Below are 12417 nucleotides of genomic sequence, written 5' to 3'. Positions count from 1 at the left end.
GCCGCCGACAGGAGAGCCGGGCTTCCGCTCGTTAACCTCGATATCGAGAAATCATCGCCTTTGGCCCTGCGATGCGACATCAGGCCGGAGAATTGCACGTGCGACTTTAGTTGACCGTGGGAGCCCAGATCATGACGGCGGACAAAACCGTGACCGAGCCGAACGCCACCGCTGAAACTTCCAGCACCATTGCGGATATCGCGATCGTCGGCGGCGGCCTTGCAGGATCGCTTGCGGCTGCCGTTCTGGCGCGTGCGGGTCATCGCATCGCCCTGATCGAGAAGCGCGCGGTTCATCCGGACGAATTCCGGGTCGAAAAGATCGGCGGCCATCAACTGGAGCTGCTGCGCAAGCTGGGCTTCTTCCACGCGCTCGAGAATGCCGCTTGCCGATACGATCGGGTGCTCAACATCCGGGAAGGCAAGGTGGTCGATGTCAGCGTCGGTCAGGCCTACGGATTTTCCTATTCCGATCTCGTTGCCATGGCGCGCAGCCAGATACCCGCTTCCTCCAGCCTGATCGTCGACGAAGTCACCGCGATCAGCAGCAGCGACGACGTCCAGCATCTCGAGCTGGCCTCGGGGCGGCGCGTGACCGCGCGTCTCGTCGTTCTTGCGACGGGCATGGCGGCGGCGCTCGGTTACAAGCTCGGTATCAAGCGGCGGGTCCTTGCCGAGCGCCATTCGGTGTCGTTCGGCTTCACGATTGCCCGACAGGATGGCCGCCGGTTCGATTTCGAGGCGCTGACCTGCTACGGCGAGCGCACGGCGGATGGCATCGACTATCTCAGCCTGTTCCCCGTTCGCACCGGCATGCGGGCCAATCTCTTCATGTTCCGCGATCCCGCCGATCCGATCATGCGCGAGCTGCGCCGCGAGCCGGAAGCGACGGTCTTGCGTCTGCTGCCGGGATTGCGGCCCTATCTCGGCGATTTCCGCGTCATCGACAAGGTCCAGAACTGGGTGATGGACCTGACCGTCGTCGAGGGACATCTCCAGCCGGGCATCGTGCTCGTCGGCGACGCGTTCCAGACCAATTGCCCCGCCGCCGGAACGGGCGTCGCGCGTCTTCTGGTGGACGTCGATCGTCTGTGCACCGAATACGCGCCGAAATGGCTCGCGTCACCAGGGATGGGCCTGGAGAAGATCTCGCAGTTCTATTCCGATCGCGACAAGATCGCGGCGGACCAGCAGTCTCTGAAGATGGCGCGCTTCCGCCAGGCCCTGACCTCGCGCAACGATATCGGTTGGGATGTCCGGCGCCGGCTGCACTTCCTGCGGCGCAGCCTGACGCACCGCGTCGATCAGATGCATCCGGGCTGGATCGGGCGCGTTCGCGGCGCACTGCGCGCCTGAGCTCGTGACGCTCCGTCGCCCGCGCCGGCTCAGCGCGTGGGCGTCGGGGTGCGGGCGGGCAGCAGGCGCAAATCCGACAGCCGCTTGGCGGCTAGCTTCAGCCACGGCGCCTGCTTCAGCGCGAACAGGGCGATGCTCCCTGCGGTGCTGCCGACCTGCGTCACCGCCCACATCGGCGAGGGCTGCCCACCGAACAGCTTCTTGTAGGGCTCGTCGCCGATCGTGAAGTCGAGCATCTGGTCGCCGCGCTCGATACAATCCCGCGCGACTTGCTCGAACATCAGTGCGCCCAGGGACTGGCTCTTGTAGCCCGCAATGTCGAAGGCGCTCATGATGATGAGGAGGCTGCCCCGATGGCACAGCCCGAGCACGGCGGCGATCACTTCGCCGTCCATCTTCATGGCGTAGAGGCGCACGAAGCTGCCGAGCCCACGCAAGGCCACGTCGGAGTAGAAGCCGAAAAATTCAGGACGCTGAAGCAGGTCTCCGTCGCCCTGCGCCTGAAAGCGCGGACCGCGAAACTTCTTCATCACTTCCAGTGCTTCGAGCACGGAGGCGCTGTCGCTGCAACACGAGAAGGTCAGCGCGCCCTTCTTCTGAAGCTGGCGATATTTCTTTGCGAGCTCCTTCTGATAGGAGCGGTCGATCGCGCTGGCCCGCCATTGTTCGAACGGCGCAACGAGAACCGTCGCGTAGGAATTGGTGTCCATCGAGACGCGTCGGGATGCCGCCAGGAGATTCTCGATCGGAAGCCGGGCGTCGGGCAGCTTGTTCATGCGCAGCAGATCGAAGGGGCGAACGAGGCGCCGGATCTCCGCGCATGCCGCCGCGTCGTCGAGCAATTGCGAAAACACATCCGGGCTGCAAACCGGCGCCAGATAGTCGGAAACGCGCAGGTCGGCGAACTCGACGGTCCGGATCGGGCCGCGCCGGATCCGGAGCAGGGGCAGCACCATCGCAAGCGCTCCCGTCGCGTGGTGGCGGACCACGACGACCAGAGGCGTCGCACCGGCAGTCGAGGCGAGCCGGGCATAGAGGCTGTGCAGCCAGATCGGATGCTGAAACGCGGTGGCCGCCGAGCGATCGAACAGCTCGGCATATTCCGGAGACAGAAAATCGAACGATGGCTCGAGGCCGATGTCGAAATTGTTGCTGGGCTTGTTCATGCGCAATCAGGGAAACCGGACAATTCGCGAAGGTCGATTGAGCCGTGGCTGCGCTTTATAGCAGGGTCGTTACGGACGAGACACCGGCGGCGTGCGATTTGCATTAATGCGTTCAACAGCGTTCGTATCGTTACCAAATTCTTAAGTATCGAGGGTGCCTTGGCCGGGACTTGTGCCATCAGCGGATCATCGGCCGCCCAAGAATTGCGTCCCGGCACGATCTGTTGTCTGGGCGGTGCAGGGCAGCGATCTCTCCGCGTGGATTTTCAGATCGTCCCGCTCGTGTAACATGGCCGGCAAGCTCCTGAATACGAAAGCGATGCCCCTCTTTTCACGACGAAAATTGCTGAATTCGGCGGCGCAGATGGCTGCGCTGGCCGCCTGGCCCCGTGGCGCAGGCGCCGACGATTATCCCGCCCGGCCGATAAGGCTGGTCATTCCCTATACGGCCGGCGCCGCGGGTGATCAGATCGGCCGTCCCTGGGCCGAGCGGGTCGCCCCGCTGCTGGGGCCGATCTATGTGGAAAACATCGGCGGTGCGGGCGGCGCGATCGGCTCTGCCGCGGTGGCGCAGAGCACGGCCGACGGCTATTCGCTGCTGCTCGGCAATGGCAGCACGCAGGTGATGATCCCGCTGTCCTCGTCGCAGCCGGCCTATGACGGCGTTCGCGATTTCCGCGCCATCTACCGTCTGATCACCAGCACGCTCGCCTTCGCGGTTCATCCTTCCTTGCCGGTCAAGAACCTGCGGGAGCTGATCGCTTTTGCCAGGGCCAATCCGGGCAAGCTGTCCTACGGCACGCCGGGCATCGGCACCGGCAATCATCTCATCGGGGAGATGTTCAGGCAGCAATCCGGGCTCGCGGCGGACTTCGTCCATGTCCCCTATCGGGGCATGGGGCCGGCGACCAACGATCTGGTGAGTGGCCAGATATCCGCGGTGATTGCGGTGGTTTCGAGCCAGATCCTGCAGTTGCACGTTGCGGGCAAGCTGCGGCTGATCGCGGTGACGAGTGATCATCGGTTGAGCGGCGCGCCTGATATCCCGACGGTGATCGAGGAAGGCATGCCTGATCTCAGATATGCAGGCTGGTTTGGCTTGTTCGCTCCACGAGCGACGCCGAACGCGATCGTGGAGCGGATCGCTGCGGCAACCCGCACGGCCATGGCCGATCCCAAATTGCAGGAAAGCTATCGTTCGCAAGGTCTGGAGCCGGACGTCGATTCCGCTCCCGACAAGTTTCAGCGCCTCGTCGAGGACGAATTGGCCCGGCTGGCTCCCATCGTCACCGCGGTCGTGCCCAAGCGCGACTGAGGTCGCCCGACTGCGATTGACGATCCTGGCATGGTGCGCCGGCGCGCTCGTGAGGCGCCGTTGACCTGGATCAACCGTCGCTGTTGCCGACGGATGCGATTGTCGTGCACGGGCCCAAGACAGTTGGGTGACGAAATGAGGGCGGGGTGGTCGCCGTGATGCTGCAATTCCTTGTCGGCACGCTGGTGAGCCTGATCAATATCGGGCTGCACGCGCTCGTGACGGTGGTCGCCGTCGGGATCGCGCGCAGCGCGGGGCTGCGTCACACCGGGCGGCCAAGGCTGCACCTGATGGGCGTCATGATCGCGACGGCCGTGGTGCTGATGCTTGCGCACATGCTGGAAGTCCTGACGTGGGCTGCGACCTACAGAATTGTCCAGGCGGCCGCCGCCGACGCCGATCTGCTCTACTTCGCTTTCGTCAATTACACGACGCTCGGTTACGGCGACATCACGCCGGTTCGCGAATGGCGATTGATCGGCCCGCTGACCGCCATGAACGGCGTGCTGCTGTTCGGCTGGTCGGCTGCCATTCTCTTCGAGGTCTTGCGCAAGACACTCGACCATCTCGGGCTGACCGAGTCGCCTGGCTCAGGTTCGCACCAGATATAGGACAGGCTGCGGCGGACAACGTATCGTCCGGCGACGGTGACCGACGTCTTGCCGGTCTCAAGACTGGAGATCGAGGCCGGCGAGCTGATTGCGGTCGAGCAGGACGATCTGCCGTTGGGTGTTGCCGATGAAGCCGAGGATGCCGAGCTCGTGCAGGCGCGACAGGGCGCGCGAGACGGTCTCCAGCGTCAGGCCGAGATAGTCGGCGATATCGCGCCGGGACATCGGGAGCGCGATGACCCCCGCCGCCGTCAGCCGCTTGTCCATTTCGAGCAGGAATGCGGCGACCCGCTCCAGCGAGGTCTTGCGGCCGAGCAGCAGCATGTGGTCTTCCGCGTGCTGGAGATTGGTCGTGGTCATGCTCAGCAGGTTCTTGGCGACCGTCGCATCGCTTTCGGCCACCGTTTCGAGACTTTGCCGCTTGATCAGTCGAACCGTGGTGTCGACGACGGCTTCCGTCGTGAACCGGTGCTCGTTGCCGTTCTCGAGGCCGAAAATATCCCCGCTGAGGTGGAATGCGCCGATCTGCCGGCGACCATCCGATAGCAGCTTGTAGCTTCGGACCGCGCCAGCCTTGACCTGGTAGACGTATTCGGCGGGCTCCTTCTCCCCGTAGATCTCGGTTCCTTTTCTATAGGAAAATTCGCTTAAACTGACGAGCGCATTTGAATCGCTGGTCATGCCGAGGTCGCGGAGGGAGTTGGGACGCAGTGCGGAATCACTGGTGATGCGAACAAACATAGGCCAAGTCCTCAGCTCATCGCCGAATTTGGTCCGTCGGACGAAATATTTCCAAGCTGGGAATGCGCCGCGCTGTCCCGCTCCCGCCGAGGTTGATTTACGACCAAGGCGGTATTTCAATCCATTGTCCCTAGGTTCATTGTACCAAGGGACAGTTCCCGGGGCTTGGTGCGTGGAATGAGAAGTCGCTGCCACTGCGGGGATTTGGCCCATTGTGAGCGGATATTTCGATCTCGCACTCTGCTAGAGATGGATTTTGCAGAGCGAGGGGACGTCGATCGTCCCCGGCTGAACAGGCGAGAGGTTGAAAGTGCCCGGCCTCGTTCACGTGGTTGACGACGATGAGTCTTTTCGTACCGCGATCGCGCGGCGCCTGAAACTCGCGGGCTACGAGGTCGTGACCTATGCATCAGCACTGGAGCTGCTGAAATCCTCAGTGGATGACGTGCATGAGGGATGCATTCTGCTCGACGTGCGAATTCCCGGATTGAGCGGCCCCGATCTGCAGGCGCAGTTGATCGCATCCGGCTCGACACTGCCGATCATCTTCCTGACCGGGCACGCAGACACACCGACCACCGTGCGGGCGATCAAGGCCGGGGCGGAAGATTTCCTGACCAAGCCGATCTCGTCCGAGCAGTTGATCGATGCCATCGAGCGCGCCCTGGCGCGTCAGCGGGCCGCGCGCGCGCAGCGCGGCAGGCTCGACACGTTTCGGGCCTGCCTGGCGACGCTGACGAACCGGGAGCGGCAGGTGTTCGATCTCATCGTGCGTGGCCGGATCAACAAGCAGATTGCGCATGAACTCGGAACCACCGAGCGCACGGTGAAGGCGCATCGCCATCAGGTGATGGAAAAGATGCAGGTTCATTCGCTTGCGGAGCTCGTTTCGATCGCCGAGCGACTCGGAATGATCGGTGCGAACGAGCATTAGCTATCGCGAGCCGGTTCCATCGGTGTGACTGCCCCAAAGTACAATATCAAGGTGTGTTGACAGTGCGCGGCGCGCCGTGCGCAATGATCGACAGGCGCCGGGTCGGCAACGCAGAGCAAGTGTACTCGCTTTTCGCTTCGCCATCGCAGCGCGTCGTTCGCTAACCTTTCAAGAAGGCCGATCGCCTTGCCGCCACGCCGGTCTGTCCTTGTCGTCGATGACGATCAGTCCATGCGGACCAGCATGTCCAGATTGCTGCGGGGCTACGGCTTCGACGCCACACTGTTCGAAACCGCGGAGGCTTTGCTCCGACAAGGCAATTTCGACACGGCGATCTGCATCGTTCTCGACATCGACCTTGGTGGGGAATCCGGCATCGACGTGCGGCGAATTCTGGCTGAGCGGGGCGTTTCCGTGCCGGTAATCTACATTACCGGCAATGACAGCCCGGCGAACCGGGATGCGGCGCTCGGGTCCGGCTGCATCGCCTATCTGACCAAGCCATTTGCGGCGGAATCTCTGATTCGATGCGTCGAGCGCGCCGGCATTTCCTGACATCAGATTCGGCCGTCATTCGTCGATATCCTGCTCCAGCGTTCTGGCGGCCGTTCCCTTGCGGACGGAGGCAAACTGCGTCAGGGGGATCGGCGTCGTCAGGGCGAGCAGGTTCGAGTCGATGAGCTCGAGCGTCAGGATCTTGCCGGACTCCATCTCCTTGATGATCCTCGGCGCCGCCACATCTGCGGCGACACAGAGATTGGTGAGACACCAGGTGTAGGGCACATGGAAGGGCGTGCTCTGGTCGACGCTCAGCCTGGGCGGCTGCTTCAGGTACATTCCGACAGGCACGAACAGTTGCAGACGCGTCGTGGCAGAGTCTTCGCGCTCGATCAGATCGACCCGCACGGCCGTCTGTCCAGTCGCGAAGCGGCCTGTGATCGAGGTCCGGCACAGCGTGGGCGAACCGCCGGCCTTAAAGCAGAGCTTCTGCCAATCTCCGTAGCTGATGTCCTTGGCTTCACGCTGGCCGCGCGGTGTGACTTCAGACGGCTTTTCGGCCCGAGCGTCCTTCGGTGCGGCGCGGCCGGGCAGGGTCGTGGTGACGGCGAGGGCGATGGCCAGAAGGGCTGTAAGGCAATCACGGGCAGTTGGCATGGTTGGGCCTCTCGGTCGGGCACTCATTTCGCGCGTCGAGGAACTTGGTAACGAGCGGCGACCAAAGCGGGATCGCGTCCTTCGCGCCGATGAAGAAATGCCCCTCATCGCCGAACGGCGGCATCAGATGATACTCGGCCCGGCCGCCGGCGGCGGTGAATGCCGCGTGCATGCGCTTCGACAAGTCGGGGCCGAAGAAGGTGTCGTTCTCGATGTAGATCCACAGCATCGGCACGCGCGAGGTGCGGCCGAAATCCGCGGTCGCCTGCACCAGCCTGTCCGGCGCGCAATTGTTGTTCGGCTTGCCGCCGACGCGTCCGCCGCGGCCCGCCGCGAAGGTGATGATGGCTTTGACTTGCGGCGGGTTCAGGCTCGACAGGGCGATCGAGGCCCAGCCGCCGGCGGATTGCCCGACCACGATCACGTCCTTGGGGACGATGCGCTGCTCGGCGGCCAGATAGTCGATGATCGCGAGATCGGTTTTGGCGACAGCGAGACCGGCATCGAAGAAGTTGGGATTGCTGCACTTGCCGATCTTCGAAAAGAACGGCCCGTAGATCGCGCGCTCGGGAATGTCGATCGCGGCCGCGCCATAGCCGGTGCCGACCGGAGCCACCACGAGGTAGCCGCGCCTTGCGAACCATTGGGCGGCATCGCGGAATTCGACGAGCGGGAAGAAGCTGCGGTCGGTCGGGTTGAGCGAGACGCCGTGGTTCATGATCACGAGCGGGAAGGGGCCGTCGCCGACCGGGCGCACCAGATAGGCGAACATCGGAAGCGCGAGCGGCAGCGCCCAAACTTCCTCCTGGATGCGAACATCATCTCCGGCGCGCGCGGCCGGGGCGAACATGGCCCACGCGAGCAGCAGGGCAGCGAAATATCCCATCGCCGATCTGGCCGGCCACGACATCACTGGACTCCATCATCCGCTGTAGGTCGCAGCCACGATGATCGGGCCGAGGACGGTGAGCAGCACGTTCCCGACCGCATAGGGGACGGCGACGCCGAGAACCGGCGTCTGGCTCTCGGCGACCTCGCACGCGCCGGTCACCGCCGCATCGACCGTCATGGCGCCGGCCAACGCGCCGCAAGCAATGACCGGATTCATGCGCAGCACGTGGTAGGCAAACAGCGTCGCGACGACCAGCGGCACGATCGTGGTGACGAGCCCCATGCCGACCAGAAGCATCCCATGCGCCTGGATCGCAGCCCAGGCGGCGGCGCCGTTGCCGAGGCCGATCGCCGCGATGAACCCGCCGAGTCCGAGATCACTCAGGGTCTGCTGAGCTGCCGGGGGCAATGACCCGATGATTGGCTTGCGCGACCGCACCCAGCCGCAGACGAGGCCGGCGATCAGGGCGCCGCCGCCGCCGCCGAGCGTCAGGGCAACAGTGCCGACCTTGAAGCTGACGAGCCCGGCGAGCAGACCGGCTGCGATGCCGGCGGCGAGGAACGCGATGTCGGTGCGATCGCCCGAGCGCAGAACCTGGCCGATCGAGTTGGCCGCGCGCTCGATATTGCGCGTGCTGCCGACGAGCGTCATGACGTCTCCGACATAGACCCGGGTTTCCGCGCTCAATGGCGCCTCGCGGCCCATGCGCGTGAGCCCGCGCAGAAAGACACCTCGGGCGTCGGGGCCGACGCGTGCTGCGATGTCCTGGATCGAGCGGCCATGGAGATGGCGATTGTCCACGAGCACCTCGAGCACGTTGCCCGGGACCGCCTTCAGGATCTCGTCGGCGTCGATCTCGGTACCGATGATCGGCCTGGCGGCGACGATGACCGCGGTGCGGCCGGCGATGACGATGTCGTCGCCGGCTTCGAGCACCGTCTCCAGATGCGGCTCGACATCCGCGCCCCCGCGGACGATGCGCTCGACGACCGTGCGGCTGCCGATTTCCTCCTCGATCGACTTGACGGTGCGGCCGGCGCCCGCCGTCACCCGGTAGGCGCGAGCCTGGAACTTGCGATAGGAGAGGTTTTCAGTCTTCGGCGGATCACCGCCGGCCAGTTCGGCCTCGAGCTTCTTGGCCTCCGCCTTCAGGTTGATCCCCATCAATTTCGGCGCGACGAAGGGCACGAACAGCAGCGTCAGGATATAGCCGAGCACGTAGGTCACCGCGTAGCCCGCGGCGATGTTCGCCTCCTGCTGGCTCAGCATGTCCTTGGGCAGGCCGAGCTGGGCCAATGCGCCCGACGCCGTTCCGATCACCGACGATTGCGTCAGCGCTCCGGCCGCAATTCCGGACGCGGTGCCGGGATCGAGCCCGAAGCTGCGGGCAAACAACAGGACGATGACGAGACCGGTGCCGCCCAGCACCAGCGCCACGGCGACCTGGGCGAGCGTGCGCACGCTCAGGGAAGCGAAGAATTCCGGGCCGGACCGATAGCCGATCGTGAAGACGAACAGGCTGAACAGGACCACGCGCAACAACGAGGGAAACGCAAAATGGCCGAGCTGTCCAAGCAGCACGGACACGATCAGGATGCAGGCGGTGGTCCCGACGGCAAAACCGCGGATCCGGACACGGCCCAGAATGGTGCCGATGGCGACCGCCAGCAGCAAGAAGATTTCCGGAGCGGTGGAGATGATCCACCTGACGGTATCCATGTCGCATCTCCCCGGCGCTTCGCCGGGATCTCATTCGCGAAATCGCAGGGATTGCTTGATCCAGATCAAGCCTTGCGAGCGACCAGGCATCGCCTATCGAACCATGCGGAGTTTTCGGCAGCCGGCATCGCCGACATGAGTGCTCTTGACCTTGCAGCCGCCACGACCCGTCGTGACGAAACGGTCGAGATCGTCCTGCTGCTCGCGTTCTCCGGCGGCTATATCGACGCCTATACCTGGATCATCCATGGCGTGATGGCGAATGCCCAGACCGCCAACCTGATCTTCCTCTGGGTCCATGCGACGGCCGGCAATTGGACCAAGGCCCTTCACTTCGTGCCGCCGCTGCTCGCCTTTGCCGCCGGTATCGTGATCGCGACATGGCTGCGCCGCGTCGCAGGCGAGCGGGCCAGTGCAATCAGCATCTTGCTCGAGATCCTGTTGCTGATCGCGATCGGCATCCTGCATAACAGGATGCCGGATCTGGCCGGGACGCTCGGCATCTCGCTCGTCGCCGCGATGCAGACCGCGGTCTTCACCAGGGTCGAAGGTGTTCTCTGCAGCACGGTGATGATCACGGGCAATCTGCGCCAGGCGATCGAGACGATCTTTGTGGCCGTGGCCGGGAGCGCGCCGCCCGGCACGTTGCGGCGTTCTGGTATCTATTTCGCTCTATGCGCCGTGTTCGGTTGCGGCGCTGCGGCCGGCGCGTTCGTCACGCAAGCCATTCCGAACCTCGCGCTCGGTATTCCCGTGGTCGCGCTGCTGGCCGTCTTGCTGCGTTGCGAAGCCTCGCACCAGAAGGGCGCGCCATGAGCACGTCGCCCGGGCCCCGATGGACGCGTTTCTTCCCGCCGGCGAGCTGGCTTGCCGCCTATCGGCGAGAGTGGCTTGCGTCGGACGCGATCGCCGGCGTCACGCTTGCCGCTTACGCCATTCCGGTCTCGCTCGCCTATGCGGCGCTGGCCGGCCTGCCGCCTCAAATTGGCGTCTACGGCTATATGCTCGGCGGTCTCGGCTACGCTTTGCTGGGAGCATCGCGGCAGCTTGCGATCGGGCCGACCTCGGCGATATCCCTGATGATTGCAGGTACCGTCGGTGCGCTGGCCGGAGGAGATGCGTTGCGCTATGCGCAGATCGCAAGTCTTGCGGCCTTTGCGGTCGCGGTGCTGTGCTTCATCGCGTGGCTGTTCAAGCTGAGCGTGCTGATCCGGCTTGTGAGCGACAGCATCCTGGTCGGCTTCAAGGCCGGGGCAGGGCTCACGATCATCATGAGCCAGTTGCCGAGCCTGCTCGGCGTCGCCGGTGGCGGCCACAATTTCTTCGATCGCGCGATCAAGCTGTTCGGACAGCTCGGTGCCATAGACCCGCTCGTGCTCGCGATCGGCGCCGTCGCGTTGTCATTGCTCTTGCTTGGCGAGCGGTTCCTCCCGGGCAAGCCCGTCGGCATCACGATCGTGGTCATGGCGATCGTCGCAGCAACGCTGCTCGGACTTCCTGCCCTCGGCGTGCCCGTCACCGGAAAGATTCCACTGGGATTGCCGGCGTTCGCGATGCCGACCTTCGGCCTGCTGGAGTTCGACGATCTCTTTCCGCTTGCCGCCGGCTGCGTGCTGCTGGCCTATATCGAGGGCGTCTCTGCCGCCCGCAGCTTCGCCGCCAAGCACGGCTATCCCCTTGATGTCCGGCAGGAGTTTCTGGGACTGGGAGCGGCGAACCTCGCGGCCGCGCTCGGACACGGCTATCCCGTGGCCGGCGGCTTGTCGCAATCCGCGGTCAATGACAGCGCGGGCGCGCGGACTCCTCTGGCGCTGATCATCTGCTCGGTCACGCTCGGACTGTGCCTGTTGTTCTTCACCGGGCTGCTCACCAATCTGCCCAAGGCGGTGCTCGCGGCCATCGTCTTTGCTGCCGTCTACAGACTGGTCGATGTCCGCGCCCTCGTGCGGATGTGGCGGGTTAGCCGGATCGACTTCCATGCAGCGGGAACTGCCTTGATTGCCGTGCTGCTGCTCGGAATCCTCCAGGGCGTCCTGCTCGCCGCGATCGCATCGATCCTGCTGCTGTTGATACGGGCCTCGCAGCCGCACGTCGCCTTCATCGGCCGTTTGCCCGGCAGCGGCCGCTTCTCGGACAGTGCGGGGCATGTAGGGGTCGAGCCGCTGCCTGGAATCATCGCGTTTCGGCCCGAGGCCTCGCTGCTCTACATCAACGCCGAGAACATCCTGGACCGGGTCCTCGATGCGCTCGCGGCGTCGCCGGAGGTCCGGCTGGTGGTGTGCGACCTCTCGGCTTCGCCCTATATCGATCTCGCGGGCGCGCACATGCTGCACGACCTTTATGATGAGCTCACCTCGCGGAAGGTCGCTCTCTGTATCGTCGGCGCGCACGCACAGCTCCGCAACCTCCTGCAAGCCGAAGGGCTCGCGGAGAAGACCGATAGCGTCCAATGGCTGCGCTCACTGGACAGCGTGCTCGGTGAGGCGCAGGCCGCCACGGTGCACAGGACAGCCTGAGGGCTGCATGTTG

Annotated in this window: 12 protein-coding genes; 7 read left to right on the top strand and 5 right to left on the bottom strand. The window is 64.4% G+C overall.

Translation table 11 applies throughout. The features are described 5' to 3' along the window. Positions 1–131: 131 nt before the first annotated feature. Positions 132–1355, top strand: a complete 1224-nt coding sequence (locus tag QRQ56_RS11755) for an FAD-dependent oxidoreductase (protein WP_438739941.1) — start codon at positions 132–134, stop codon at positions 1353–1355. 29 nt (positions 1356–1384) lie between these two features. Here QRQ56_RS11755 and QRQ56_RS11750 read toward each other — a convergent pair whose 3' ends face one another. Further along, complete coding sequence (locus tag QRQ56_RS11750; protein WP_438739939.1) at positions 1385–2521, bottom strand: GNAT family N-acetyltransferase; 1137 nt, start codon at positions 2519–2521, stop codon at positions 1385–1387. Between the two features lie 319 nt (positions 2522–2840). Here QRQ56_RS11750 and QRQ56_RS11745 point away from each other — a divergent pair, with 319 nt between their 5' ends. Both QRQ56_RS11745 and QRQ56_RS11740 read left to right on the top strand, forming a co-directional pair. Beyond that, positions 2841–3836: a Bug family tripartite tricarboxylate transporter substrate binding protein gene (locus QRQ56_RS11745; protein ID WP_438739938.1), complete on the top strand. Its 996-nt coding sequence runs from the start codon at positions 2841–2843 to the stop codon at positions 3834–3836. A 155-nt stretch (positions 3837–3991) separates the two neighbouring features. After that, positions 3992–4447, top strand: a complete 456-nt coding sequence (locus QRQ56_RS11740) for a potassium channel family protein (protein WP_438739937.1) — start codon at positions 3992–3994, stop codon at positions 4445–4447. Between the two features lie 57 nt (positions 4448–4504). On the opposite strand, the gene QRQ56_RS11735 is transcribed toward QRQ56_RS11740, so the two are convergent. Beyond that, a complete protein-coding gene (locus tag QRQ56_RS11735; RefSeq protein ID WP_438739935.1) occupies positions 4505–5188 on the bottom strand; it encodes a helix-turn-helix domain-containing protein in 684 nt (227 codons plus the stop codon). Between the two features lie 310 nt (positions 5189–5498). Here QRQ56_RS11735 and QRQ56_RS11730 point away from each other — a divergent pair, with 310 nt between their 5' ends. Further along, a complete protein-coding gene (locus QRQ56_RS11730; protein ID WP_438739933.1) occupies positions 5499–6122 on the top strand; it encodes a response regulator transcription factor in 624 nt (207 codons plus the stop codon). A gap of 186 nt (positions 6123–6308) precedes the next feature. Beyond that, complete coding sequence (locus QRQ56_RS11725) at positions 6309–6677, top strand: response regulator transcription factor (protein ID WP_438739931.1); 369 nt, start codon at positions 6309–6311, stop codon at positions 6675–6677. A gap of 15 nt (positions 6678–6692) precedes the next feature. On the opposite strand, the gene QRQ56_RS11720 is transcribed toward QRQ56_RS11725, so the two are convergent. From QRQ56_RS11720 to QRQ56_RS11710, 3 genes are all read right to left on the bottom strand, one after another. Further along, entirely contained in the window at positions 6693–7277 is a 585-nt protein-coding gene (locus QRQ56_RS11720; RefSeq protein WP_438739930.1) for an invasion associated locus B family protein, read from the bottom strand. Then, positions 7261–8127, bottom strand: coding sequence for an alpha/beta hydrolase family protein (locus tag QRQ56_RS11715; protein ID WP_438740168.1), 867 nt, complete (start codon positions 8125–8127; stop codon positions 7261–7263). Before QRQ56_RS11715 ends, QRQ56_RS11720 begins: the two co-directional genes overlap by 17 nt. 72 nt (positions 8128–8199) lie before the next feature. After that, positions 8200–9888, bottom strand: a complete 1689-nt coding sequence (locus tag QRQ56_RS11710) for an aspartate:alanine exchanger family transporter (RefSeq protein ID WP_438739928.1) — start codon at positions 9886–9888, stop codon at positions 8200–8202. A gap of 135 nt (positions 9889–10023) precedes the next feature. On the opposite strand from QRQ56_RS11710, the gene QRQ56_RS11705 reads away from it, so the two are divergent. Together QRQ56_RS11705 and QRQ56_RS11700 are read left to right on the top strand one after the other, a co-directional pair. Next, complete coding sequence (locus tag QRQ56_RS11705) at positions 10024–10704, top strand: YoaK family protein (protein WP_438739926.1); 681 nt, start codon at positions 10024–10026, stop codon at positions 10702–10704. Then, complete coding sequence (locus tag QRQ56_RS11700) at positions 10701–12404, top strand: SulP family inorganic anion transporter (protein WP_438739925.1); 1704 nt, start codon at positions 10701–10703, stop codon at positions 12402–12404. Before QRQ56_RS11705 ends, QRQ56_RS11700 begins: the two co-directional genes overlap by 4 nt. The last annotated feature ends 13 nt before the right edge of the window (positions 12405–12417 follow it).

The sequence above is a fragment of the Bradyrhizobium sp. U531 genome (assembly GCF_051710265.1).
Classification (GTDB): Bacteria; Pseudomonadota; Alphaproteobacteria; order Rhizobiales; family Xanthobacteraceae; genus Bradyrhizobium.
Note: the sequence above shows the minus strand (reverse complement) of the source record. Positions and strands in the feature narration are given on the sequence as shown.